The sequence below is a fragment of the Chryseobacterium sp. CFS15 genome (genome assembly GCF_031118795.1).
GTDB classification, from domain to species: Bacteria; Bacteroidota; Bacteroidia; order Flavobacteriales; family Weeksellaceae; genus Chryseobacterium; species Chryseobacterium indoltheticum.
The window spans coordinates 1-25,607 of record NZ_JAVHYL010000017.1; the positions used below are offsets into that span (position 1 = coordinate 1).

The 25,607-nt window shown below is 32.5% G+C and carries 27 protein-coding genes and 2 pseudogenes; 13 read left to right on the forward strand and 16 right to left on the reverse strand.

Annotated elements, in window-relative coordinates; all coding sequences use genetic code 11:
* Positions 1–437: 437 nt before the first annotated feature.
* The 3 genes from asnS to OH814_RS19340 all read right to left on the reverse strand — a co-directional run bounded on the left by asnS (position 438) and on the right by OH814_RS19340 (position 3,255).
* A complete protein-coding gene (asnS, locus tag OH814_RS19330; RefSeq protein WP_115951074.1) occupies positions 438–1,886 on the reverse strand; it encodes an asparagine--tRNA ligase in 1,449 nt (482 codons plus the stop codon).
* Positions 1,887–2,011: 125 nt separating this feature from the next.
* Positions 2,012–2,611, reverse strand: a complete 600-nt coding sequence (locus OH814_RS19335) for a CDP-alcohol phosphatidyltransferase family protein (RefSeq protein WP_308829292.1) — start codon at positions 2,609–2,611, stop codon at positions 2,012–2,014.
* Positions 2,608–3,255: an LA_2272 family surface repeat-containing protein gene (locus OH814_RS19340; protein WP_308829293.1), complete on the reverse strand. Its 648-nt coding sequence runs from the start codon at positions 3,253–3,255 to the stop codon at positions 2,608–2,610. The genes OH814_RS19335 and OH814_RS19340 overlap by 4 nt, the downstream gene beginning before the upstream one ends.
* Before the next feature lie 90 nt (positions 3,256–3,345).
* On the opposite strand from OH814_RS19340, the gene OH814_RS19345 reads away from it, so the two are divergent.
* The 3 genes and pseudogenes from OH814_RS19345 to OH814_RS19355 form a co-directional block, all read left to right on the forward strand.
* Positions 3,346–4,296, forward strand: a complete 951-nt coding sequence (locus OH814_RS19345) for a helix-turn-helix domain-containing protein (RefSeq protein WP_308829294.1) — start codon at positions 3,346–3,348, stop codon at positions 4,294–4,296.
* Positions 4,297–4,375: 79 nt separating this feature from the next.
* Positions 4,376–4,627, forward strand: a complete 252-nt coding sequence (locus OH814_RS19350; protein WP_308829295.1) for a hypothetical protein — start codon at positions 4,376–4,378, stop codon at positions 4,625–4,627.
* 74 nt (positions 4,628–4,701) lie between these two features.
* Positions 4,702–4,899 (forward strand): annotated as a pseudogene (locus OH814_RS19355) (type II toxin-antitoxin system RelE/ParE family toxin); the annotation flags it as partial.
* A 3-nt stretch (positions 4,900–4,902) separates the two neighbouring features.
* Here the strand turns inward: OH814_RS19355 and rimM are convergent.
* The 5 genes from rimM to OH814_RS19380 all read right to left on the reverse strand — a co-directional run bounded on the left by rimM (position 4,903) and on the right by OH814_RS19380 (position 8,273).
* Positions 4,903–5,445 carry a ribosome maturation factor RimM gene (gene rimM / locus OH814_RS19360; RefSeq protein ID WP_123887089.1) on the reverse strand — a complete coding sequence of 181 codons (543 nt, stop codon included), beginning with the start codon at positions 5,443–5,445 and terminating at the stop codon, positions 4,903–4,905.
* Positions 5,446–5,556: 111 nt separating this feature from the next.
* Complete coding sequence (locus OH814_RS19365) at positions 5,557–6,120, reverse strand: 30S ribosomal protein S16 (protein ID WP_076562813.1); 564 nt, start codon at positions 6,118–6,120, stop codon at positions 5,557–5,559.
* Between the two features lie 294 nt (positions 6,121–6,414).
* On the reverse strand, positions 6,415–6,927 hold the full coding sequence (locus tag OH814_RS19370) for a nitroreductase family protein (RefSeq protein WP_308829296.1): 513 nt from the start codon (positions 6,925–6,927) through the stop codon (positions 6,415–6,417).
* Between the two features lie 207 nt (positions 6,928–7,134).
* Entirely contained in the window at positions 7,135–7,584 is a 450-nt protein-coding gene (locus tag OH814_RS19375; protein ID WP_076562809.1) for a hypothetical protein, read from the reverse strand.
* Between the two features lie 155 nt (positions 7,585–7,739).
* On the reverse strand, positions 7,740–8,273 hold the full coding sequence (locus tag OH814_RS19380; protein WP_308829297.1) for an SRPBCC family protein: 534 nt from the start codon (positions 8,271–8,273) through the stop codon (positions 7,740–7,742).
* Between the two features lie 333 nt (positions 8,274–8,606).
* On the opposite strand from OH814_RS19380, the gene OH814_RS19385 reads away from it, so the two are divergent.
* Positions 8,607–10,664 (forward strand): M3 family metallopeptidase, encoded by a 2,058-nt coding sequence (locus OH814_RS19385; protein WP_308829298.1) that lies wholly within the window; start codon positions 8,607–8,609, stop codon positions 10,662–10,664.
* A 20-nt stretch (positions 10,665–10,684) separates the two neighbouring features.
* Here OH814_RS19385 and xerA read toward each other — a convergent pair whose 3' ends face one another.
* A complete protein-coding gene (gene xerA / locus OH814_RS19390; RefSeq protein ID WP_308829299.1) occupies positions 10,685–11,515 on the reverse strand; it encodes a site-specific tyrosine recombinase/integron integrase in 831 nt (276 codons plus the stop codon).
* A gap of 224 nt (positions 11,516–11,739) precedes the next feature.
* On the opposite strand from xerA, the gene OH814_RS19395 reads away from it, so the two are divergent.
* The 9 genes and pseudogenes from OH814_RS19395 (at position 11,740) to OH814_RS19435 (ending at position 17,422) form a co-directional block, all read left to right on the forward strand.
* A complete protein-coding gene (locus OH814_RS19395; protein ID WP_279197196.1) occupies positions 11,740–12,276 on the forward strand; it encodes a hypothetical protein in 537 nt (178 codons plus the stop codon).
* A 180-nt stretch (positions 12,277–12,456) separates the two neighbouring features.
* A complete protein-coding gene (locus OH814_RS19400; protein WP_308829300.1) occupies positions 12,457–13,542 on the forward strand; it encodes a YARHG domain-containing protein in 1,086 nt (361 codons plus the stop codon).
* A 22-nt stretch (positions 13,543–13,564) separates the two neighbouring features.
* A pseudogene (locus OH814_RS19405) lies at positions 13,565–13,897 on the forward strand (ASCH domain-containing protein); the annotation flags it as partial.
* A gap of 233 nt (positions 13,898–14,130) precedes the next feature.
* Positions 14,131–14,994, forward strand: a complete 864-nt coding sequence (locus OH814_RS19410; protein ID WP_308829301.1) for a prolyl oligopeptidase family serine peptidase — start codon at positions 14,131–14,133, stop codon at positions 14,992–14,994.
* The gene (locus tag OH814_RS19415; protein ID WP_115621489.1) at positions 14,991–15,374 is read left to right on the forward strand and encodes a M48 family metallopeptidase; all 384 of its coding nucleotides are present in this window, start codon (positions 14,991–14,993) and stop codon (positions 15,372–15,374) included. Before OH814_RS19410 ends, OH814_RS19415 begins: the two co-directional genes overlap by 4 nt.
* Before the next feature lie 28 nt (positions 15,375–15,402).
* The gene (locus tag OH814_RS19420; RefSeq protein WP_076562792.1) at positions 15,403–15,603 is read left to right on the forward strand and encodes a YqaE/Pmp3 family membrane protein; all 201 of its coding nucleotides are present in this window, start codon (positions 15,403–15,405) and stop codon (positions 15,601–15,603) included.
* Between the two features lie 16 nt (positions 15,604–15,619).
* A complete protein-coding gene (locus OH814_RS19425; RefSeq protein ID WP_308829302.1) occupies positions 15,620–16,294 on the forward strand; it encodes a DUF4919 domain-containing protein in 675 nt (224 codons plus the stop codon).
* A gap of 29 nt (positions 16,295–16,323) precedes the next feature.
* A complete protein-coding gene (locus tag OH814_RS19430; RefSeq protein WP_308829303.1) occupies positions 16,324–16,917 on the forward strand; it encodes a hypothetical protein in 594 nt (197 codons plus the stop codon).
* A 127-nt stretch (positions 16,918–17,044) separates the two neighbouring features.
* Positions 17,045–17,422, forward strand: coding sequence for a PEGA domain-containing protein (locus tag OH814_RS19435; protein ID WP_308829304.1), 378 nt, complete (start codon positions 17,045–17,047; stop codon positions 17,420–17,422).
* 438 nt (positions 17,423–17,860) lie between these two features.
* Here OH814_RS19435 and OH814_RS19440 read toward each other — a convergent pair whose 3' ends face one another.
* From OH814_RS19440 to OH814_RS19470, 7 genes are all read right to left on the reverse strand, one after another.
* Positions 17,861–18,295, reverse strand: coding sequence for a hypothetical protein (locus tag OH814_RS19440; RefSeq protein WP_123890144.1), 435 nt, complete (start codon positions 18,293–18,295; stop codon positions 17,861–17,863).
* Entirely contained in the window at positions 18,292–18,816 is a 525-nt protein-coding gene (locus OH814_RS19445; RefSeq protein WP_308829305.1) for a hypothetical protein, read from the reverse strand. The genes OH814_RS19440 and OH814_RS19445 overlap by 4 nt, the downstream gene beginning before the upstream one ends.
* The gene (locus tag OH814_RS19450; RefSeq protein ID WP_159436399.1) at positions 18,806–20,071 is read right to left on the reverse strand and encodes a PAAR-like protein; all 1,266 of its coding nucleotides are present in this window, start codon (positions 20,069–20,071) and stop codon (positions 18,806–18,808) included. Before OH814_RS19450 ends, OH814_RS19445 begins: the two co-directional genes overlap by 11 nt.
* Position 20,072: 1 nt before the next feature.
* Positions 20,073–21,071 (reverse strand): LysM domain-containing protein, encoded by a 999-nt coding sequence (locus OH814_RS19455; protein WP_308829306.1) that lies wholly within the window; start codon positions 21,069–21,071, stop codon positions 20,073–20,075.
* A gap of 7 nt (positions 21,072–21,078) precedes the next feature.
* Positions 21,079–23,232, reverse strand: coding sequence for a phage baseplate assembly protein V (locus OH814_RS19460; RefSeq protein WP_308829307.1), 2,154 nt, complete (start codon positions 23,230–23,232; stop codon positions 21,079–21,081).
* Between the two features lie 203 nt (positions 23,233–23,435).
* Positions 23,436–24,350, reverse strand: coding sequence for an ankyrin repeat domain-containing protein (locus OH814_RS19465; RefSeq protein ID WP_228428855.1), 915 nt, complete (start codon positions 24,348–24,350; stop codon positions 23,436–23,438).
* A 3-nt stretch (positions 24,351–24,353) separates the two neighbouring features.
* The gene (locus OH814_RS19470) at positions 24,354–25,607 is read right to left on the reverse strand and encodes a PAAR-like protein (RefSeq protein WP_076562776.1); all 1,254 of its coding nucleotides are present in this window, start codon (positions 25,605–25,607) and stop codon (positions 24,354–24,356) included.

The following is a 25,607-nucleotide window of genomic DNA, read 5'->3' on the forward strand; positions in this document are numbered from 1 at the left end:
CGGAGCTTAATCTCATGTTTTTGTTATATCCTATTAACTGGTCGCCACTCTGTGGCTTTTCAATCTTTACTTCTGACTGCATCGGGTGTGGTCAACTGAATGTATATATCCAATTAAATTATAAAAAGAATAATCTAAATCTGGGATTTTGAATTTGAAACTTTGAAAGCGAAGTTTTACATATAACTAAAGGCTCTACCAAGAACTCAATCATAGCCCGGATTGAACGGCATGTCTGAGCTCTTTTTGCTGCAAAAGGTAAAGCATGGCGCAAAAAAGCGAGTAGTGAAAGCCGGAAATAGCTACAAGAAAAAAGTTGGAGCGTTGGAGAAATGGATGGGTTGGAGAGTTTGAGAGTTTGAGAGTTGAAAATACTTATATTACACAAAAAAATGTCCCTGAAGATTTCAGAGACATTCTTAATATATAATGTTGAATTAAAATTCTGCGTTCTTTGGAGTTCGTGGGAAAGGGATGACGTCGCGGATGTTTGTCATTCCTGTTACGAAAAGTACCAACCTTTCTAAACCAAGTCCAAAACCTGCGTGAGGAACCGACCCAAATCTTCTGGTATCAAGATACCACCACAATTCGTGCTCGTCTACGTGCATTTCTGCCATTTTAGTTTTCAGAACGTCTAATCTTGCTTCTCTTTCTGATCCGCCGATGATTTCTCCGATTCCAGGGAAAAGTACATCCATTGCAGCAACGGTTTTGTTATCATCGTTGAGCTTCATGTAGAATGCTTTGATCTCTTTTGGATAATCAAATAAAACTACTGGACATTCAAAATGCTTTTCTACCAAGAATCTTTCGTGCTCAGACTGAAGATCTGCACCCCACTCTTCGATTGGATAAGCAAATTTTCCTTTTTTATTTTCTTTTGAGTTTAATAAAATCTCAATTGCTTCTGTGTAAGAAACTCTTTTGAAACGTTTAGCAATTACATTTTCCAGCTTTTCAATTAAGCCTTCTTTTGCTCTTTCTTTTTCAGGTTTTGATTTTTGCTCTTCTGCAAAACGCTTGTCTAAGAACTCTAAATCATCTTTACAGTTATCTAAAACGTACTGAATCACATACTTCAGGAAATCCTCTGCCAAATCGATGTTATCTTCCAAGTTATTGAAAGCAACTTCCGGTTCAATCATCCAGAATTCTGCTAAGTGACGCGTTGTATTTGAGTTTTCTGCACGGAAGGTTGGTCCGAAAGTATAGATTCTTCCCAATCCCATTGCTGCAGTTTCACCTTCAAGCTGTCCAGAAACCGTTAAGTTTGTTTTTTTACCGAAGAAATCCTGAGCAAAATCAATATCTCCCTGCTCATCTCTCGGGATATTGTTTAAATCAAAGTTGGTTACGCCAAACATTTCACCTGCTCCTTCTGCATCAGCTCCTGTTACAATCGGAGTGTTGATGTAAAAGAACTGGTTTTGGTTGAAAAATGAGTGAATTGCAAAACTCACCGCATGACGTACTCTGAAAACTGCACCAAATAAATTCGTTCTGAATCTTAAATGCGCCTGCTCTCTTAAAACCTCTAAAGAATGTTTTTTTGGCTGAAGAATCGTTTTGTCTCTTTCTTCAGTAAAGTTATCTCCTAAAATAATGATTTTTTTAGCGATAATTTCAACAGTTTGTCCGGCTCCTTGGCTTTCTACCACCTCTCCTACTACTTTCAGTGAAGAAGCTGTACTAATTTTACTAATGATTTCTTCGTCAAAATTTTCAAAATCAACTACAATCTGCAAATTATTAATTGTAGAACCATCATTTAGTGCAATAAAGCGATTTGAACGGAATGCTCTTACCCAACCGTAAACTGTAATGTCATGATGTAATACTTTTTTGTAGTCCTGAAGGACTTCTTTAATCGTCTGCTTTTTCATTTGTTGATTGATAAATTTTTGTATAAAAATTAATGTTTGCAAATTTACAAAAAACAGCGCAACTTTTAATGATTACGCCGTTTTGATTTAAAAATGATTATTTCGTTGATGATTTTTTTTCTAATTTAATTAAAAAATGTAGTCTTTTTTCTTTGCTTTCCATTTTTAATTTGCCATGCATGATAAAAACTCAGTATGTCGTACTGCCATTTTGGAAGAATTAAAATAATTAAGATAACATCAATATGAGAAACGATTCCTAAAATTATGGTGAGATGAAATGCCCAACCTGCCTGTTGAAATCCGATTAAATAAGTGAAAGCAATCAGTAAACTCAATCCCCACATTTTTGATAAAAAAGCGTGAGTACAGGTCTCTTTACCGAATTTTAAAATACTTATGATATAACATAAGGCTTCCATAATGAAGATTAATGTGATACTTTGCCAATGACTTTTTATTAATTCGGTATTAAGAAAGTATGTTGCCAATCCTAAAGAGAGCCAAAATACCAAATCTACCTGACTGTCGAGTCTTCTTAATTTTTCTGTGGAAACTCCAACTTTTCTTGCGATGATTCCGTCAAAAATATCGGTAAGTAATCCAATAAACATTAAAGCTAAAATTACAAACCTAGATTCTTCACCTTTTAAATAAGCTAAAAAGAAAATTATCGGCGCTAAAAGAAAGCGTATTGCGATTAATATATAAGGTATTGCTTTCATAATTTTTCCTTTTTAGTTTTAAAATTCCAGTTGATGAGAGGTAATTTTCTTTTTTCATTTTCATTCCAAAAACCTATCTGCAAGCCTTTTGAATCTTTACATACATTGATAAGAGCAACCTGCAGACCTCTACACTTTTTGCTAATATTAGCAAATGTAGAAACCGTAACTCCGTTTGTTGTGTGATGGAAATTGTAAAGAGGCGAAACAGAAACTCCATTGATAACAGAAGGAGCACTAATATTACTTGATAAACTTAGTTCAAACCCATTAGTTACCGTTGGTTCCATATTTATTATCGACAACTGCATTCCGTTTATCGTATTCATTTTTTTAGGTAAATCTTCAAAATCTGCATTACTAATCTCCCAAGAATTAATACTTCCTATATTTACAAGAAGAAGAACCGGAAAAAAGATACCTAATCCATTAAATCCTAAACCAAGACCGTTTACTTTTTTAGTCTTAATTTCATTATCGATTTCATCATAATATTTTAACAATACTCCGTTTACATTTTTAGTATTTTTGGAAGGAGAAACTCCAAAAATTTTTGCTTTCTCATTTTTATGCGATAAACTATCCTGACTATACATCAAACTACTTATTAAAATAGTCATGATTAAAAAAAATTGCTTTTTCATTTTTGTAAATTTTTAAAATTATACTTCAAAGCTAATTTTGAAAACCACTTTTACGAATGCGAAAAAAAATTAAAATAAATCTCTACATTTGTGAAAATCGCAAATACCATGAATCAGGAAGTTTTATTGAAACAAATTAGAAAGAAGATCGGCGACAAATCTCTGAATGACGAGATCGCCAATATTCTCAATATTAGTTATGATGCAGCACATCGAAGAACTTCAATGAAAGCCAAATTCAGTTTTGAAGAAGCGGTGGAACTGGCTAAGTATTACCAAATTTCAATTGATCAGTTTTTGGGAACAGAAAATCAATTGGTTGTAAAAAGAACACGTCCTGTAAAAACACAAGAAGATTTACTGCACTTTTTTGAAAGTTCGCTGAAGATTTTGGACGTTTTTCAAAGCATTAATCAGTCGAAAGTATATTACTCGGCGAAAGACATTCCGTTTTTTTATACCATTTCGGATACTATTCTTTCCCGTTTTAAATTTTATGTATGGATGAATCTGCTGAACGAAGATAAATTTCTGTGTTCTTTTGAAGATTTTGACCTTCCTTATCATTCGCCAAAAAATGAAATGCTGAAAGATTTGTACGAAAGTCAGAATGTAACCGAAGTTTGGAATGACACCACGATTATGAGTATTCTGATGCAGATTTCTTTCTACTCCGAAATGGGTCTTTTAAAATATAAAGATATTGTGTTGATTTTGGAAGAAGTGAGAAGTGTTATAGAAAATATTGAATATAAAATACAGCATAATCCTGATTTTAATTTCTATGTCAATGATTTGGTGATTTTAAGCAACAATATTTTATTTAAAAATGAATATCAATCGTCGTTTTTTATTCCCTTCAATATGTTTGGATACATGATGACCAACGATGAAAATACGTGCAATGATACATTGGTTTATTTTGAACATGAACTTAAAAATTCAAAATCGCTCAATACTTCCGGAAACCGGGAACGCAAAATGTTTTTTAATAAAATGTATGACCAGATTAGTGCATTGCAGGAGAAGTTGAAGGCGTGATTAGGTTGGAGCTTTTAAGAGCCGGAGAGTAATTGTGTTTAAAAATATAATTTTTACCTTTGATAAAAATCTGCGAATTATGACAGCTTTAGAAGAATCTATCTATAAAGAGATTCAACATAGATTAAAAACAGCACCAAAAGAAATTCTACAACAAGTTTTAAGATATGTAGATGGAATTTTGGAACATAAAACTGATAGTAATTTCGATGATTTAAAGATGCTTGTAAATGAAGATTATGCAGTTTACAAATCAGGAAAATCAAATTTAATAAGCATTGACGAGGCAGAAAAGGACATTGACAATTTTATTTCTGAAAATGAAAATTGAAGTAACATCTGTTTTCACAAACAAACTAAAAAGGCAAATAGAATATATCTCTTTAGACAAAAAAAACTGCCGCAAGAAAATTTAATCAGTTAGTTTTTAGAAAAATTAAAGAAATTTCAAACAATCCAAAAATGAATAGAAAATCTATATTTTTCGTAGATGAAAACATACGTGATTTAAGTGTAAAAGGATATATTATTGTCTACGAAATTTCATCTGCTGGAAATAGAATTGTAGTTTTTGGATTCTATAAATGGGAAAAAGACTTGTAAATCTTACTCGTCCTTTTTCGAAGGTACCAAAAATACATCGATCAAACCTTCCGGAATTTGCATTTTGATGAATCTTTCTTCACGGTTTACCTCAAGAATCCAGTCTTTGATTAATGGGATCACGACTTCTTTTCCATCTAGATTGGTTACAAAATAATTCTGCGCTGTCTGATCATTCACTGATCTGATAATACCACAGCTATTATCTTGTTCATCAAAAATTTCGTATCCGATAATTTCGTGATAATAGAATTGTTTGCCGGTAAGTACAGGCAGACTTGTCAAAGGTAGATATACGTTTTTCCCTAAAGACTGATCTACCAAAGCTTCAGAAGAATTTTTAAAAGCAATATTCAAAGCATCAAGTTTGCTCCAAGAAGATTTTTCAATAAAAAAAGGCACCAGCAAACCGTTGATTTCTACAAAAATAGAATCTAGTTTTTTATAAAGCTCGGGTTGGTCTGTATCCAGCTTAAGGATAACGTTTCCTGCAAGCCCGTGTCTGCGTGTAATTTTTCCTAATAAATAACAGTCTTCCTTTTTCATAGTGACGTAAGAATTTTTAAAAATCTGTTTCAAAAAGTAAAAACAGATTATTTTGTTGTAAACAACAAAGACACGAAAAATCGTGCCTTTGCTTTGTATCTTTTAAAAGAATTAAGCCTGAGTTTCTTCAGTTCCTTCTGCTTCAGCAGTTGGTTCTTCCGTAGCTTCTGTAACTTCTTCAGCAGGTGCGTTTGCAGCTTCTTCAGCAGCCTTTGCATCAGCTTCAGCTTGAGAAGCAGCAGCAAGTCTAGCTTCGTTTACTTTAGTTTCAGCATCAAAAGCAGCTTTTTTAGCGTCAGCTTTAGCATTTGCCAAACCGTCTACTTTACCTTGTACTTTAGATTCTTTAGACTCTACCCAAGCATTGAATCTCTTCTCAGCTTCAGCCTCATCAAAAGCTCCTTTAGCAACACCACCTTGTAAGTGTTTTTTGTAAAGAACTCCTTTATAAGAAAGAATAGCTTTTGCCGTATCAGTTGGCTGAGCTCCGTTGTTTAACCACTTTACAGCAGAATCAACGTTTAAATCTATTGTAGCAGGGTTTGTAATTGGGTTGTAAGTACCTAGTTTTTCGATGAATCTACCATCTCTTCTAGCTCTTGCATCTGCAACTACGATGTGGAAGAAAGGCTTACCTTTTTTACCGTGTCTTTGTAATCTGATTTTTACTGACATAATGTTTGAATGTTATGGGAACTCGTCCCGGTTAAATATTTAAGTGTGCAAAGATAGTAAAAAGTTTCAAGTAAAAAGACTCCGGTTAAAAGTTTTAGAATAATTTTTTAGGAGCCGGGAACCTGCTTTCCGCTATATCTTTTTCGCAGGCACTTTTTTCAAGCCAACGCAGAAAAAGGATGTCGCTGCAATCAGGGCTATGAAATTAGTCTAAAATTCACACACGACCTTACTACAATAATTGGTAAACTGCTACATTGTTAAATTGTTACATTATTAGATTGTTACATTGAACTAATCAACATTTCCCATGTAAAACAAACCAAGACATTTCTGGTTTTCTTCGATCGTTAAAGAATCTTTCAGATGGTCGACAATTTTTGGTGAACTCCAATAGCAGCCTACTCCATTTGCTGTACAGGTAAGATACATATTCTGCACCGCCATAGAAACAGCAGCAATCTCTTCCCACTCAGGAACCATTCCGCTGAAATTAACAACGATAGAAATTACTGCATCTGCTTTGTTGATTTTAAAACCTATATCCTGATATTTCTTTTCTAAAAAGACTTGTGGCGCCTGGGTTGATTTGTAAATTTCCTGCATTTCTACAGCCAAATTTGTTTTTTCTTCCCCTTTGAAAATTTTGAAACGCCAAGGTTTTGTACGTTTATGATTAGGAGCTAATGTTGCCGAATGAAGAATCTCTTCGATTATTTCCTGAGAAATTTCTGTTTCGCTGTAATCTTTCGGAAAGATGCTTCTTCTTTGTTCTATGATTTGTTTTAAAACTTCTGCTTTATTCATGAACACAAAATTAAGGAAAAGATGGAAGCGAGATGTGAAAAGCTGAGAGTTTTTTTCGGATATAATATGCTTTTACCAAATTTTATGGTTGCACTTTTTTGATTTTTTTTATGCCACGAATTCACGAATATAATTTTAAAAACTTTAAAAAAATTAGTGTATTTGTGGCTATCTCACTTGCATCTTTTTACTTTTTACATGGTTCTTTTATATCACTTCTTCAATTTTCTGATGAATTTTATTCAGCGTAAACTCTTCGCCGGCTTTCATGCCGATAATTTTCTGAGCCATTGGGCTTTCGGGAGAAATAGCATAGAAACGGTCGCCTTCAAAGAAAAATTCACCCAGAGAAACAGAAATATAAAAACGGGCTTTATTGGTAATTACTAATGACCCTAACTTGGCATGTTCAGATTCAGAGTTCAAAACTTTCTTCATCTGTTGTTGCATATTTCTTAAGTTGGCCATCTGCTTATCTAAATGGTAAATCTCATCCTGCATTTCTTCACGAATAGAATCGTATTTTGAAGTTTTTTTTATTTCGCGGCTTGCTTCCAAAGTAAAATTCAAATAAAACTCTAACGTTTTTACTTTTCCAGAAATCATATCTCTTACAAAAATCCGCAATTCATTTTTATTGTAAATCGCCTTCTGCATACATCGTAATCTTTACATAAAGATAATATTTAATTTAAAAAGTTGCTTATTTTTTTTAATCGAACCTTGACAGATGAGATTTTTAACATATTTAAATAAAAAACTGCTTTCAACAATTTGAAAGCAGTTTTTTAGAAATTTATTATTAGTTATATTTATTTTTCAACCAAAGCTTTTAAGTTAGTAAGACCTTCATCGTAAGATTTTCCCATTTGGTAATCCATCATCGGTCTCATAATTTTCATCCAGGTTTCTTGTTCGGTATCCATACTCCAGGTCACTTTTGTAGAATTTCCTTCGGAAGTTAAAACAATATCCGAAATCGCCTGTCCTTCAAAAGGTCTTTTGAAAGTCATTTCTGTTTTTTGCTTTTCATAGGCAACCAATTCTTTAATTTCCTGACATCCGGCGCCTGCATCATCATTTTTACTGTCCCAACAATACTTATCTCCTACTTCACCGGGAGTTCCGGTGTATGTAACTTTCATGTTTTTATCTAATTTCATCCAGGGATTCCATTCGTTAAAAGATTTCATTGAAGCGATCTGCTGCCAAACTTTTTCTTTCGGAGCATTCATCACCATCGATTTTTCGTAATGGTAATTTTTACCAAAAGCCAGCATTGCAATGATTGCATACACAACGATTAAGAGGACAATCCCACCAATAATTTTTAAAATTGTTTTCATATATAGATTTTTAAAGTTTTTTATTCGTTATATAGAATCACCAATCTGCATCAGTCTTTTTTGGAAATCTTTTTAATGGTGATTTCATAGTTTATAGATATTAAAGTTCTTTTTGGTAGTAAACAAAAAGCTAAGTGCTTTGAATAACGCAATATTTCATTCTGTTAATTTAAAATCAAAATTAAACATTTCATTACAAGACAATCTTTTCCTATGACAAGAATATTCATCATTAGGTACATTTGTCACAAATGAAGATCAAGGCATCTTTTTTGCGCATAAAAAATTAATTCAAATCAAATAATTAAATTTACATCAATTAAAAATACGTCAATGAATATTTTAACAGAAAAATTCAATACACCATATCATTCAGCACCTTTTGATCAAATAAAAAATGAAGATTATCTTCCTGCTTTCAAAGCATTAATTCAACAATCTGAAGAAGAAATCAATGCTCTTATTAATAATCCGGAAGAACCAACTTTTAAAAATACCATTGAAGCATTAGCCTTTTCGGGTGAACAGCTTGATGTAGCTTCGAATATATTTTTTAATTTAAATTCGGCAGAAACAAGTGATGAGCTCCAGAAAATTGCTCAGGAAGTTTCACCAATTTTAACCGAATATTCTTCAAAAATTTCTCAAAATGAAGCTCTTTTCAATAAAATCAAAAAAGTTTATGACCAAAAAGAGAAATATAATCTGAACGAAGAGCAGCAAATGCTTTTGAATGAAACGTATAAAGGTTTTGTAAGAAGCGGTGCTTTATTAAACGAAGAAGACAAAGAAAAGTTAAAGAAAATCAGCATGGATTTATCTTTAAAATCCCTTCAGTTTGGGCAAAATGTGTTGGCTTCGACCAATCAATATTTCAAACATATCACCAATAAAGAAGATTTGGCAGGAATTCCGGAAGCAATTATCGAACAATATGCTGAAGAGGCTAAAGAAAGAAATCTGGAAGGTTGGGTTGTGACATTGCAATATCCAAGCTATATTCCGTTCATGACGTATGCTGAAAACCGTGAATTGAGAAAAGAAATTGCGTTGGCAAATGGCAAAAAGTCTTTTGACGGTGGAGAATTTGACAATCAGAATTTAATAAAAGAACTTCTCAATCTAAAACAGCAAAAGGCAGAATTATTAGGTTATACGAATTACGCAGATTATGTTCTGGAAGAAAGAATGGCAAAATCGCCAACGAAAGTAATTGACTTTCTAAATGAATTATTGACCAAAGCAAAACCTTACGCTGAAAAAGAAATCGAAGAATTAAAAGCTTTAGCAAAAGCTGATGGAATTGATGAAATGCAAGGTTATGATCATGCTTTTTATGCCGAAAAACTTCGTAAAGCAAAATATGATCTGAATGATGAGGAATTAAAGCCATATTTTCCTTTAGATCAAGTTCAGGAAGCTGTTTTTGGTTTGGCAAAACAACTTTTCGGATTGGCTTTTAAGGAAAGAAATGACATTCCGAAATATCATGAAGATGTGAAAGTGTATGAGGTGTTTGAGGCTGGAAGCGAGAAGTTGGAAGATGGAAGTCACGATCCTGAAAAAACTTTCAAATCTCTTTTATACGTCGATTATTTTCCAAGAAAAGGCAAAAGAGCGGGAGCCTGGATGACGAGCTACAAAAATCAATATCAAAAAGACGGTGAAAATTCTCGTCCGCATATTTCTATCGTTTGTAATTTTAGCAAACCGACGAAAGATACGCCGAGTTTACTGACGTTTCAGGAAGTGACAACTTTATTCCACGAGTTTGGTCATGCCTTACATGGAATGTTAGCGAATACCCAATATCCAAATCTTTCGGGAACTTCTGTGAAATGGGATTTTGTAGAATTGCCTTCTCAGTTTTTGGAAAACTTCTGTTACGAACCGGAATTTTTAAAAACTTTTGCCAAACATTATAAAACAGGAGAAGTTCTTCCTGATGAAAAAATTGAGAAAATCGAACAGTCGAAAAACTTTATGGAAGGTTATCAAACGATGAGACAGCTTGGTTTTGGATTGCTCGATATGAATTATCATACCAAAGTTGCAGAGTTGGAGAATAAGAGTGTAAAAGAATTTGAAGATGATTATACGAAAGCAACGCAATTGTATCCTGCAAATCCTGAAACAGCGATGAGCCCAAGCTTTTCACATATTTTCCAGGGCGGATATTCCGCGGGATATTATTCTTACAAATGGGCGGAAGTTTTGGATGCCGATGCCTTTCAATATTTTAAGGAAACCGGAATTTTCAATCCTGAAACTGCCGCAAAATTTAAAATTTTACTTTCTTCAGGCGGAACGAAAGATCCGATGGAATTGTATAAAAATTTCAGAGGAAGTGAGCCGAAAGTGGAGAGTTTGTTGAAGAGGGCATTTGGGTAAATCATTCAAATTCAAAGTTCTCAAAATTTAATATCTAGAGGACTTTGAATTTTTCTTATGGTTAAATCTGTAATATGCGTGTAAATTTGAGTAGTCATCACGCTGTTATGTCCTAAAAGCTCCTGAATATATATGATGTCGGTACCATTTTCAATAAGATGTGTTGCAAAACTGTGGCGTAGGATATGAGGTGTTACCAATTTTTGTATTTTCGCCTTTAAAGCCGCCTGCTTTACAACTTGCTGAACACTTCGGGGTGAATATTTTTCATTTTTTCCGCCTTCGAAGAGATAGGTTTGTGGAAAATACTTTTCAAAATATTCTTTAAGCAACGGCAATACAGATTTTGGCAGCATTACATAGCGATCTTTTTTTCCTTTAGCCTGAATTATCGAGATTCTTCCAGATTTTGAATCTATATCTGTGATTTTTAAATTAATTAATTCACTTACTCTTAAACCACATCCATATAAGAGACTTATCATCGATTTATGTTTCAAATTTTCAGTTAATCCAATCATTTTTAAAATTTCTTCTTTATTGAGATATTTTGGTAATTGGTGCTCTACTCTTTTTGGATATAAATGTGACAGAGAAAATTTTCTACTAAACATTATTTCATAAAACAGTTTAATACTTCCTAAAATATGTTTTTGAAATGATTGCGAAATATTTTTCTCCCTTATCTCATGATACAGATACTTTTCAACAATAGTTTCGTTCACTTCTTCGATGGCAATACCATCAATTGATTTGAAAAATGAAGTTAAAGTAGAGATATAAGTTTTGATTGTAGATTCGCTGTACCTTGCAATTTCAAGTTTTTGTCTGAATATTTGAGAATATTTCATCAATGTATGTTTTAACCAAAAATACTAAACATTCGTCAATCCGAAAAACATTTTCAACAAAATTTCACATAAACAATTAAAAACCAACACAATAACTAAAAATAAAATTAATTTCAAAATTAGCTTTGCGAATGTTATATAAATTGGATTGACGCAATGCGTAAATTTGGAAGTTGTGCGTCAGCTTAAAAGATGACACAACGGACAACTAACAAGACAAGAAAATGGGATTTGGTTTTAATTTATTTTTCGTTTTTATCCTCGTTCCATTTACAGGTATTCTCTTGGTGACCTGGTTGCTGACCAGAAAGAAAATTTTCGGTAAGACACTTGGACTGATTTGGCTCGGAATATTTGGACTTGCATTGCTTTCTGGTATCGCTCAATGGTTGACAGCAAAGACTGAATTGAAAAAGAAAGACTATTACGGAGAGTATATTGTAAATCGCGACTATTTCCCTGGCAGACAAGCGGACTGGCAATACGAAAATTTTAGATTTGAAATTAAAGAGAATGACTCTATATACTTTCACGTGACAGATAAAGAAAAAATATTAAAAACATATCGTGGGACCATTACAACGACCAAACCATATAGCTCGGAACGACTGATAATAAATATGGAGCAACCAACTCACCACATTATAACAAGTAACCCGACAACTTATCGAAGTGCTTGGAGCTTTTATTTAGTATTTTACTCACCGAAATTTAACAACGTTTATTTCACAAAAGGACAATGGAAACCACTCGACAAATAGACGACAGAAAAGAAAGCCGACCGCATAACAGGCGTTTGGCAAAAAAGCGGGTTCAGTGCTTAAATGAAGCATTGTGCTTCGGTCGAAATTTATATTTTAGTTGAAAATTTGTGCTTCGATTGCCCCACCATCGCCAAGCCCCGCAACGTTAGCAGAGATTTTAGAAAAAACCGACACCAAATGACAAGAGACATTTTTACGATATTATTGATACTTATAAATTATTCAGTATTTGCAAATGACGGAGCTTTTTTCGCAAAAGGAAATCAACTCATTCCAATCAATGAAACAGAAATTACTGTCAAAAAAGAAATTTTGACGCTTAAAAAAGTCAGAAATAACTTTATAGAAGTAACTGTTTACTATGAATTTTTTAATCCAAACGAAGACAAAAAATTAACTGTTGGTTTCGAAGCTTTTTCGCCTGAAGGTGATGTTGATGGAAAGCCAAAAAATGGACACCATCCGTATATGAGAGATTTTACAGTAGAACTAAATAACAATATTTTAAAATACAATGTTGCTTATGTTTCTGATTCATTATATACTGAAAACGGGAAAATAAAATCTAAAGGCATTCCTAAATTCGATGATAATACAAGTGTAAATTATGTTGACTTTTATTACGTGTATCATTTTGAAGCAAATTTCAAAAAAGGCGTCAATATTATAAAACATACCTACAACTACGACTTGTCAGGTTCAATTGACTACAATTATGATTTTGAATATGTATTAACTGCCGCCAATCGTTGGGCAAACAAACAAATAGATGATTTTACATTAATTATTGATATTGGCGAATTCGAAACGTTCTCTATCAATAAATCATTCTACAAAAACGCAAATGAATGGCTTTTAAACGGAATTGGTAAAACAGAAGACGTTAAAGGCGTTAAAAATTCATTTATTGAAAATGATGCAACAAAATTCCATTTACAAAAAGGAAATTTAATTTTCCAAAAAAAGAATTTCAAGATTAACGGAGACTTATTTCTTTACGCTCAAAATTATATTGGAATTCAAAATTTAGAATATATTCCTTTCAGTTATTATCAAGAAGAAAATATAAATGAACCAAAGAACGATTTACAAAGAAAAATTTTAAAGAATTTACCTTTCGCAAGACGTGGTTATGTTTTTCAAAATCAAGAGTTGAATAATTTTTACAAAAAAATGGATTGGTACATTTCAAATCCAAACTATGAACCAAACACAGAAATATTAACAGAAAACGAAAAGAAATGGACAGAAAAGTGGAAATAAAAAGGATGCAGATGAATGTGCCGATTTAGTAGTTAAAAAAATAAAACAAGCAACTTCACCATCCGTTTGGTGGTTTGAAAAAAATAAAGAAGAACTTCCAAAAGTTGGAGATATTGCCATTGTTACAGATTGGAATGGAAATCCTAAAGCAATTATTCGAACAACAAAGGTCGAAATTGTAAAATATAAAGATATTACACCTGAATATGCTCGACTTGAAGGTGAAGGTAATAAAACTTTAGAATATTGGAAAAAGGTTCATTGGGATTATTATACTGAAGAAATGAATAAATTTGGTGAAAAACCAAATGAAGAAATGAAAATTGTTTGCGAATATTTTGAAACTATTTGGTAAAAATAAAATAAGTACAGCTACCACTTCAATAAATCATAAATTCACATTTACTTTTCGCAATATTTTCCATTATTTTCAAGAAAAACAAACCTCAAATTACAATAGATTATGTTTCTGTTTAAAATTTTGGATGAAACAAAAGCGGACGAAACAGCTTTAATTGCAGCAATCCAGAAAACAGTTTATAAATCGGAAACCAACTAACTTTTTGCATTCTAATAATCTTACCAGTTATGAAATTTAAAATAATTCTTTTATTAGTTTTCGCCATCCATCAAGCTTTTGCACAAAAGAAAGAATTTCGGGAAACGGAAGTTGATACGCTTACTTTTTTAAACAACAGAAAATTATTAAACAGTTTAAACACCAATGCGTTTCAAAAGAAAACATTTGCAGAAAATGAGATTACAATTCCTTATCGATTTTTAATCCCTAAAAATAACCTCATCAATCAAAAATATCCTTTGGTTATTACCTTTCATAATTCCACAAGGATCGGAAATGATAATGAAAATCAGCTTGAGCCATTTGCTAAAATATGGCTGCGGGATGAAATTTATGAAAAGTTTCCATGCTATGTTGTAGCGCCACAATTTAATAAACGCTCTACAAATTATAAGATTAATAAAGACGGTATTCAGGTTTCAAAACCATCTGAAGAAGTTTTTGCTTTACTGAAATTAATTAAAGCTCTTAAAAAAGGATATCCGAATATTGATAAAAACAGAATCTATCTGATTGGTTATTCAATGGGAGGTTCGACTGCCCAAAATCTTATGAATCTGAGTCCTGATACATTTGCTGCGATTGTTTCCGTGGCTTCGGTTCCTGATTTTTCGAATCTTACTAAAATTAAAGAAAAAAATATCTGGTTAATTCATGGTAAAAATGATGATGAAAACCCATATATTGGCAGCGTTGAATTGTACGACAAACTTTCTTTCAATAAAAATTTGATCTTTACAACCTTCAACAATCTTAATCATAATAATATTGTGATTCCTTTTTTGGTAACCGATGAAATTCCGAAATGGCTGTTCGGAAAACGCAGGTTAAAGGAAAATAAGTATGTACAATTTCGTAATTTTACGCCATGAATAACATTACCCAAAGATTAGAAAATGTAAAAAAGCTTCAGGCAAAAAGATGGGAAAATGAAGATCATTGGGATGATATCAACGATCTTTTAATTAAAGAACTAGAAGATATTTTATCTATAGAATCTGAAAACACATCTGCTTTGATTAATCTCGGAGCTATTTTATGTGATTCGGGTGAGTATGAAAATGCTCTTGTAGTCTTAAAAAGAGCATTAGATTTGGGTTCGGAAGATAAAAATCTGTACACCAATCTTGCGATCGTAATGGTGGATATGGGAATAAATCCCGAAGAATATCATGAATATCTGGAAACTGCCGAAAATATGAGTGAAAATCCGCTTACTTTCAAGGCATATTTTGATCCGCATTCACATTAGAAATCAATTAATTTAAAAACTTCAAACCATGTTACTTGCTATTTTACTTCCATTTTTATCCTTCATTGTGAGAGGAAAAATCATTACAGGAATTATTTGTTTTATCTTGCAAATTACCATTTTGGGCTGGATTCCGGCAGCAATTTGGGCTGCTTTATCATTACAAAATTCACGAGCTGAAAAGAGAAATGAAAAACTGATTCGAGCAGTACGAGAAAATAGAAATTAAAATATTCTAAAGCATCATGATAAAATATATCCTATTTTTTTCTCTACTTTTTGTCTCGGGTTTTATTTATTCTCAAACAAAAGAATATGAAGCTCCGGACTATAAAGCCATTCAGAAAAATATTGAGAATAAAGATTCAGAATATTATTATCCGAAATTGATGGATAAACTGAAAGCAAATGACACGCTGATTACCAGTGATCAATACAGACATTTGTATTTTGGATATACCTTTCAGAAAGACTATCATCCGTATAAAACTTCAGAAAATGATAAAAAGCTTATCCCATATTTTCAAAGTAAGGATTTAAAAAAATCTGATTACGCAGAAATTATAAAAATATCGAATGCTTCACTAAAAGAGTTTCCTCTCAATCTGCGTGTGATGAATTTTCTTGGCTACATTTATCATTTAGATGGTAATAAAGCGATGGCAAACAAGGTTTCTCAAAATTTTTATGGTTTATTCGGCGCTATTTTCAGCTCGGGAGACGGAAGAGATTGTGCATCAGGATTTCATGTAATTGCTGTAAGTCACGAATATGTTGTGATGAATATGTTGAAGTTAGAAATTGATTCGCAGAGCTTAACCGGCGATTGTGATTATTTAGCTCTAGAAAAAGACAAATATAAATTGCCCGGAGTTTATTTTAACATAACAAAACTCAAGGAAAAAGGGTTTGATTTTTAAAATTAAAGCTAACCAACATTTCACAAATAATGAAAAAACTATTTACTTTTTGTTCTATAATATTATCCTTCACTATATATTCTCAAAATATACAGACTGAACTTTTTTTTAATGAGAATCAAATTAACGAGTTATTTAAATCAGATTCAAGGATAGAAAAGCTATTTATCAAAAATAGTAAGGATTCAATTTTGGTATTTGCTGAGATTAAAAATGACTCGGTATTTTCTATATATGTGAAAAACAATAGGAAAAAAGATTTACAACTTATTCCTCAAGATAATAAACTAACTCTTATTCAGGAAGCTTTAACTCAAGATAAAGACTGGAAACCGATTGAGTTTTGGGTTAACTCCGATTGTGGAGTATCTTATCTCAAAAAAATTAATCTCAAATCTGGAGCAGTCATCGCTTTAAATTCAAAAAAATATAACGGAAATTTTAAAACTAAAATAAGATTTAAGTTATTAATCAACAGTAAAGTTTATTATTCAAACTCTGTCAAAGCATCAATCAACAAGTCAAAATTTGAAAAATCAGTTTGGTATAATCAAATTAAAGAGATTTACTACCCTACTAAAAGTGAAAAAGAAGCTGAAAATATTTTATTCTTAAATGAGTAATTTAATTCTGAATGAAATGAATATTTTTTTATTCGACTTAAAAAATATATTTTCGCATTACTGAAAATTAGAGCTAAAATGTTCTGTTTCAGCAAAAATTAAAATTAAAAACACTATCTAATCAAAAATGAAAAGAACTTTATCAATTGTCTTAGGCTTAAGCATTGTGCTTTCTACTACATCTTGTGCGACCATTTTTACAGGAACCAAAGATTCAATCACATTTACCACAACGCCGGAAGGTGCAAAAGTAATCCATAAAGGAGTTGAAAAATGTTTAACACCTTGTACAGCAGAAATTCCGAGAGGGTTGGGTAAACAAATGGTGATGTTTCAAAAAGAAGGTTTCGAGACTAAAGAAGTGAAGCTTACCAAAACTTTTAATCCGGTAACGTTACTAAACATTCTTCTTGGCGGCGCAATCGGTGTAGGAATTGATGCGGCAACCGGATCGCTTACAAAATACAGCCCTAAAAGTTATACTGTTGATTTGGAACATAAATAGATCAATTACTTTTTACAATATTATAGGGAAATCAGAATTAAAAATTTTTAGTTCTGATTTGCTTTTTTATGTAAGATGTTTTCGTAGCTATCTATTTTCACAAATTTATATTTTAATTAGCTGTCCTCACATACAACTGTAAAATATAAGATGAGTCTAGAACTTACAAAATTGTTAGTTGATGAGTTTTAAATTCTAAATAACTTGAGAAAAGATGTTAGAAAGTTATGATTTAAATTTTACTTACCAAAAAAAATATTTTTTAAGATGATTAATTGAATCTAGTATTCTAAAGTTTCGTTTTGTAACAATATTCACAAATTATTTTCAACAGTTGAATCAATAGAATTTGTCAGAAATCTTTTCCTAATAAACTTATTTATATGAAGAGAAGTATATTCTGAAAGACTTATAATCGGCTTAAATTATGTATTCTAATTATTTAATATTATTTTTTTCAAGTTCTTTTAAATTATTCATGCTTGTCTGATTGCCACGTTCAGAGGCTTTTTTCCAATATAGTTTTGCATTCTGAATATCATTAATTTTAAAATAAGCCACTCCTAAATCATTCAGTATAATCTTATTATCTTCATGCTGAGAATCTAAATGGCTGAGATAACCTTTTAATTTTGGTATTGCTCTTTTAGGATTACCAGATTCTAAATAGATTACACCAGAGTATTTAAGCGCATCAGTATTACCTAATTTTTCAGCCATATCAAAATAAACCAAAGCTTCTTTGTATCTGTTTTCATTAAAGTATTCTATTCCTTTATCTAAATACTTTTGCTCATCTTTTTTAAACAAAAATTTATAGGACATGAAGGATAGTAGAGCAAAAACTCCAATTATTGCAATAATTTTTCTCATAATACTAAAATTAAAATACCATAAAACAGATAAACAACGATTAAAAATTCAAAAATTTTGAGTTTGAAAGTATAGATTGCATAAGCATTTAAACACATCATTAAAATACAAAAAACAAAAAAAGGAAGTTTGCCAAATTGAGAAAAATAATAGTAAAAGATGTCTATAAAAACATTCTTTTTTTGTAATCCAATATACTGAATGTCTTTTCCTTTTTTGAGCTTCAGAAAGTCTTTTTTATTTACAAAAAAAGTGATGTGCTTATCATTCTTATTATATAATATCTTTTTATCATCCTTTAAATTTGATAAAACTCCTGTTCCAGAGTTATAAAATTCATTTGTATAATCTGCTATACGAAACTTATAGAAAGGAACTCTTGTAAATGATTTTGTTACTTCAGTTAAAGCTCCATTTATACTAATAAGATTACTCTTTAAAACAATTAATTTTAAAGGCACATATAAAATACCAGCAATTGAGATTAATATTATTATAAAAATCTTTATATTAAAATTCATTTTCTCTTACATTTATACCTTTCACAGCCTCTACTTCATGATTTAATAAAGCTTGAGCAATTTCTTCTTCACCAAAATTTGCCATTAGATTGAATGTAACAAAATCACCAATATCTTTAATAACATTTTCGATAAGACCTTTACCAACCGTTGATTTTAGCTGGTTCATAGCATTGGTCTGAATATTGAGATTGGAATTATTTGTTGTATTATTAATTTCTGTAATAGATGGCGAATGATATCCCGTTGTAGATGAACTTGATGAACTTATATTTATGTTTGTTGTACGAGGACTTGCATTGGGGTTGGTAGACGAATATATTGTTTGGGTTCCTACGGTTGTTTGCTGTACTGTAGTACTTGGTAAAATTACCTCTCCGTTAGGTGTAATTATTGTAGTTCTGTTTTGATTTATAGAAGTGTTTTGAGTAACTGATGTGTGAGTGATTTGAGTATTTACATTTTCAATTTCTGAAGCACCTCCCCAAAGTCCCCCTTCCGGAGAACTAACGTAATCATAAGTCGATGTCGCAGTTGACCCCAAACTTTCAGGATTAATTACATTACCCATACCCGTTACATCTTTTAACCAGTCATAGGTTTTACCTGCAGTATAATTTGCTCCAACAACACTTCCCGCTTGTATTAATGCAATCCAATTCTTTGCCTTTACCGCAGTAAGCAGTGCCGGTACACCTTGTGAAACCCCTTGAAATAAACTTCCCCCAAAATAAGAAAGCCCAATAATAACCACCGTATCTCTTAAAGTATCTACTCTGTTTTTATTTACAATTGCATCTGCATACTCTTCAGAAAAGCAAATAATAATTTTACCTCCAAATAAACAATCTAATGTAGAACTTCCTATTAATGCTTTTTTATTTTCAAATTCGACATTCTGATGTACTGGTGCCCAATCATACATTAAAGTCGTCATAGCACAAATGGGAAATGATATTGCAGCGGCTAAACCTGTAGCGGCTCCAGCTGTAGCACCAATAGCCATTACAGATCCTAATGCTAATGCTGCCGCACCACCTGTAAAAAAAATCAAAGCACCAACAGCAGCACCAATTAACGCTCCGGCGATAACCATTTTCGAACATACAAAATTACCTCCAGTTCTGTCATCAATTGTTGCTAAATATTTATTCTGATTTTTTATTGATGACTGACTGTGAACTTTTATCTGTTTTTTATTCATTCCTGATGTACATACTAACCATGTTTCATCAGGTACATATACATTTCCCATATTATATTTTGGTAATTTCGTAATTGCATTTAGACACAATCGTGTCATTAATATTTTCGGTAAATTCTGATAAACACTTTTCTATATGTCCTGTCTTGTCAAGCTTATATTTAGATCTTAAACTAAAATCATATTCAAAATTATTCCCTAATAATTCTCTGTAGGTTTTATCATACAAATCCTTAAGAATATCTTTATTTTTATTTTCTAAAAAGCTCTTATTTTTTATTTCAAAGGAATCTTCTCCGTTATCAATTTTTTTTGTATTTATCTTCAACCAAATTTTATTGCCAGAAAATAAGGAAGAGTAAAGTTCTAATGAATGGCTGTTCTTTATACTATTTGTGTTTAATTTATTTTCAAAAAGTTGAGGAAATATTTGATTATATTGTATGTTTGCTACTATATGTTTTAACGAATCAGAATATATGCTTTTACTTGTTTCTATTATTTGTTTCAACATTTCCTTATCATCTGTCATTTCATTTAATTCTATTTTTACGATTTCCCATTTTTCCTCTATCTCAGTTTGATTAACTATTTTAACTATTTTCCCACTATGGTCGGTAGAAACAATTAAATTTTCAAAAGGCTTATCCAATAATGATAACAGGATTAAATAGCTATCATAATGAGGAGAGCTACATGTAATTACTTTTGATTTTTGATTTATTTCATAGGTATTACTCACAATACTTTTAATCTCTACAATACTTTCCGTTTTTGAAGTATAGATTAGTTTTTTAAAAGTATAATATTCACTTTCTGCAATAATTTTATAATCATTAATAAATAAGCAATCAATCTCCCGTTTGTTATTTACTTCGGGGTTTATTATTATGGTAGATAAATGTATAGGAAGATAGTCTCCTGAAATTAGTTTTGTTAATGAAGAGTTACTGTTATGATAATTAATAAGTTCATTTATTGATATTTTAAATTTTTCAGCAATTAGTTCTAATGTATCACCCTCCTGAATTTGGTATTCCAACAATTCCATCTTTTATTTAGTTTATATCAACTTGTTTACCTGTCACGACAGTATTACCTGTAGCATTAATTGATGTATTTGATTTACTATGTAAACTAAGATTATTTTGAGTAACAAGTAATGCGTTATCTTTTGAGTTCATATCAAGCATACCATTTCCTACAGAAATCGTAATTGAATCTTTTTTAATGGTTATTTTATTTTCGCCAACTTTAAGTTCGATCTGTGTTTTTCCTTCCAAAGAAATATTTCCGGCATTATCCATTGTTAAAACACTCTGATCTTTTCCGACATTAATCGTGGTTTTCGTAGCGACTTTTGTGGTATGATTATTACCAATATCTTCATTATTATCATTGCTCACAAAAGTGGTCACATCACCCGTTCCACTTAAAGTGACATGATTTCCATTTCTGTCTTTAATTTCAATTCCGGCTCCGTCATTGAGACAAATAATATTTCCGCTTTTACTGGATAAACTTTTAACATTATTTCCGGCTCCGCCACCGCCGCCAACTCCACCATGAAACATTCCGCCCATTACAAAAGGTCGGTCTGGGTGTTGATGAACGAAATTAACAATCACCTGATCACCAACTTCAGGAATTGCCATAAATCCACGGTTTTTATTTACTTTATCACTGCTTCCTGCATCCGGAGTCATTACTCGAATAAATTCTGAGGTATCCGGCCCACTCTGCCAATCGAACTGAACCTGTACTCTACCCTGATTTAAAGGATCTGCATTTGCGATAACTTTCGCAAACTGAGCCTCAGCTCTTGGATTTTCAAAAACCGGGCGTGGAATATATCCGCTGTCTGCAGCAATAGCCTCAAAATATCCAGTGTAATATCCTCTTGCATCAACCTCGTGAGTTACTTCAGTCATCATCAATTTGGTGAAATAAGAGGTTTGATTGGTATCTTGTTTTCTCATTTCAACATCTGCCGTACACCCAGGATATAAAAATGGAACCGTTGTTTCTCCTGAAGTAATAAATACCTGCGAAGCATTGCTTCCGGCCGTTCCTTTTTGTGAGGCGTCAATATCCATAAAAGATGCTGCCTTTATTGGCGCAACTCTTAGAGATGGTGTTGTAAATGTTTTTTCTGAAATTTCGTACGCTCGTTTTGCAATATCTGAAGCGTGGGTAATTTTTGAGCTTCCCGTCGTCAGTTTTTCGTTTTTACTGCTGTTATACCCGTAAAATGAAGGATTTACATGTTGAGCTTTCATTTTGATTTTAATATCGCTCACACTGCTTCCATAAGTAAGCTTTATAGGCTGTTCGGCAGGTGGAAGCTTTCCAAAATGCAGAACTTCACCGTCATAAAAAAATTGCTCGCCGTAAGCTTCTGCAATTCTAGCTAAATAGTTGTAATGTGTTTCTTCGTATTGGGAACTGTAAGAAACATTTCCGTACTGAGCATCTACTCGAAAGTCGAATTTATTTCCGCCAAGTCCTTCTTTTATAACGTGATGGGCAATACTATTTAGGCTAATAGGTTGGGCACCCCCAAAACTTTGAATATGAGGAGCAGCATCTAATAATATGGTCGGGCTGAAACCACTCAAAACAATATTTCCTAAACTGCCTTTTTCCTGACTGAAACCTACTTCTGTGATAACTCCTACAAAATTTCTTTCAGGACCGTCGATAACGTCTTTATATTTAAAAATTACAGTTAATCTTTTCCCTAAAAAGTTCTGGGCTTCCTCAAGATTATGATTTTCTGCAGAACCAAGCGTATCATGAGCAAGAGTAATGCTGAATTCATGATGTTTTATAGCGCTTTGATTTAATTTGAAATGCTTAAAATGTTTAATTTCTTTTCCTTCGATAATCAAATCAAGCTTTACCACTCTGTTGATTCCTAAAACCTGACTTGTGGCTATTGCCAAAGCATTGTGAATTTTTGAAGTTGGTTGATTTGCCCAAACTTTTTCTTCTATAACTGCCGGATTGTTGGTCTGAGCCATCTGATTCATAAACATATTAGATTTTTGTGCTGCTCCATTAATGGGTTCGCTAATCTTTGAGTTTATGTTTTTAATATTTTCGCTGGCTTTATCTGCAATTTCTTTGGACGCTTCTTCCCGAAGGTTTTGTGTCGCACCAGTCTTTATCTCGCCTGAAAGCTGTGGTTTTATCGTATTATCCTGAAACATAATATTTTTCTTTAAACTTGTGAATTTGGTTTTTTATTTTTCTTATCTCATCAGAGATGACAAAATTTTCGTATTATGTATTACGAAAATTTTTGTTTTTCTTATTATTTTAAATTTAATCATATTATTACCAAAAGAAAAAAAATTAAGCCTAAAATTTTACTTTTTGTAGTAATACTACGATTCATTCTTTAAGTATGGTATTATTGTAACAACAATTTTTGATCTTCTTTATATCTGTTTTCGCCGTAATTTTTATTAAAGTTCACAGATTTTTTATCTTTTTCGCTCAGTTTCTCATACAATTCTATTCGCAGTTTTGCTTCTGCTTTCGGATCGTCTTTTACAGGAAATGTAATGTGATATTTCTCTTGAAGTATAGTTGAGACTTTCAATAGGTTTTCATAATAATCAACAGCTTTAGGATTTTTATTTTCCGATGTTTTCTTTTTTTCGTACTCAATATATTTTGCCATTGGAGAAAGCTCAGTTCCTTTTATTTTGGGATTTCCTCCCTTTTCTAAGAGATATAATGCGATACGGAATTGAGACAAATTACGTGCTGCTTCTTCCATAATATTGTGCCCCAAATAAGAAGTATGATTAATATCTGCACCATTATCCAACAAAAAATCGATCATTTTTTTCTCGGTTTGTTCATTTCCCAAAGACATTGCATTGCAAAGCGGACTATTCCCTAATTCAGGATTTGGATTAGCTTTATATTTGAATAAAAGCTTTGCCATTTCGTAATTATTTAAGGCAACTGCGTGAGAAAGGGGTAAGCCTAATCCTTCATTAGGAACCACAATATTGGGATCTGCTCCGTTTTTAAGGAGAATTTCCATTGCAGGAAGATTTTCGACAACGGAAGCATACATGAGTAAGGTATATCCTTTGGTATCACTCAGCTGGTTGATGATTTGCGGATCATCTTTTAAAACACTTTCTAACCCTGAATTATCTTCATCAAAAATTTTCTGTGCAGCCTCTAGTTGTTTTCCTTCAAAAAGTTTTTGAGGAGGGTATTGCTCTTTGTTTTGAGTTTTTCGGGATCTTGTATCCTGACAGGAAAATAACGTCATGGTAAAAAAGATTAAAAAAATTATTTTTTTCATGGATTATGGGTTTGTTGCAATTACATTGGTATTAATGGTTGCAATCATCGCTTCTACAGCATCTGCATATGCGCTGTGACCGCTTCCGAATGTTTTAAGATTCATTCCTTCATTATCCGGAATGTACCCGAAAATTTCGTTTTGTTCGCCTAAAGCTCGTGGAACCGCACCTGTAAGGCCGCCAAAAAGCGCCAGATTATTCAGTCCGGGAATTCTTGAAATCGCAAGAGTCGATAAAAGACCTTCTCTGTTATTCTGAAGTGCATTAAGAATATCATTACTGGTACTGTAGTTGGTGATATTGGAAGTAGATCCTACCGCATTGTTTTCATCTAAAAAATCTAAAGTATTTTGGTGCACACCTCGCGTGTTGAAAGTATAAGCCGGTAATCCTGTGTAATAAGACGCCATTGCACTATTTCCTCCACCCAAAGAATGTCCTGTAAAAGAGACATTTCCGTTGGTTGCTTGGTTCATTTTATCTGCCAGACGCATTGTTTTTTCGATCTGTGGAGTCTGGGCACCAAAAGCCTGCCCGCCATCTTCTATAAACCAGTCATGATAAAACTGCATCCCTTTAGGTTCTGACCCTCTGAAAGCTACAAAATACTCTCCTGTAGTATTATTTTTGTATAAAGAAGCGTAAAATCCATCGTCACGATTCGTATTAAAATCTTCAGGAATAAAATTTCCGGGACCAAACATGTCGTCTAGCACTGCCTGGTCATCGGTATTCATTCTTGTATACTCACCAATTTGTGCTGCTTCATCAGAATTATCATTATAAGAATCCTGCGCCATCGATGCGGCGTTGCTTAACTCTGTAATCTTAGCAGGTGTAGGAAGATGAAACTTGACCGTTCCACCCAAAAAACAATTAAGTGTAGAATTCTGAAGAAGAGGTTTCTTACCTTCAACTTTTACTTTTTGATGCGTATTCGTCCAGTCACTTCCCTTGGTAAGAAATGAGCAAATATTAAGACAATCATCAATAAGTGCGCTTCCAGCCCAAGCTGCAGCAGCCAAAACAAACAATCCGCCACCAAATGCAGCGGCTATTCCGACTCCGGCAATAGCTCCGGCGACCATCATCTGCGGACAGATAAAATTGTCTTTGAAACGATCATCTTCTGTCGCCATCAGTTTGGAACCATTTTTTAGATAAACGCTCGACTGAGAACTGACTCCTATCCCGATCAGCCGTCTTCCGCTTGTACACATGAGCGGAGTTTCTTGTGCGATATACAGTTGACTCAT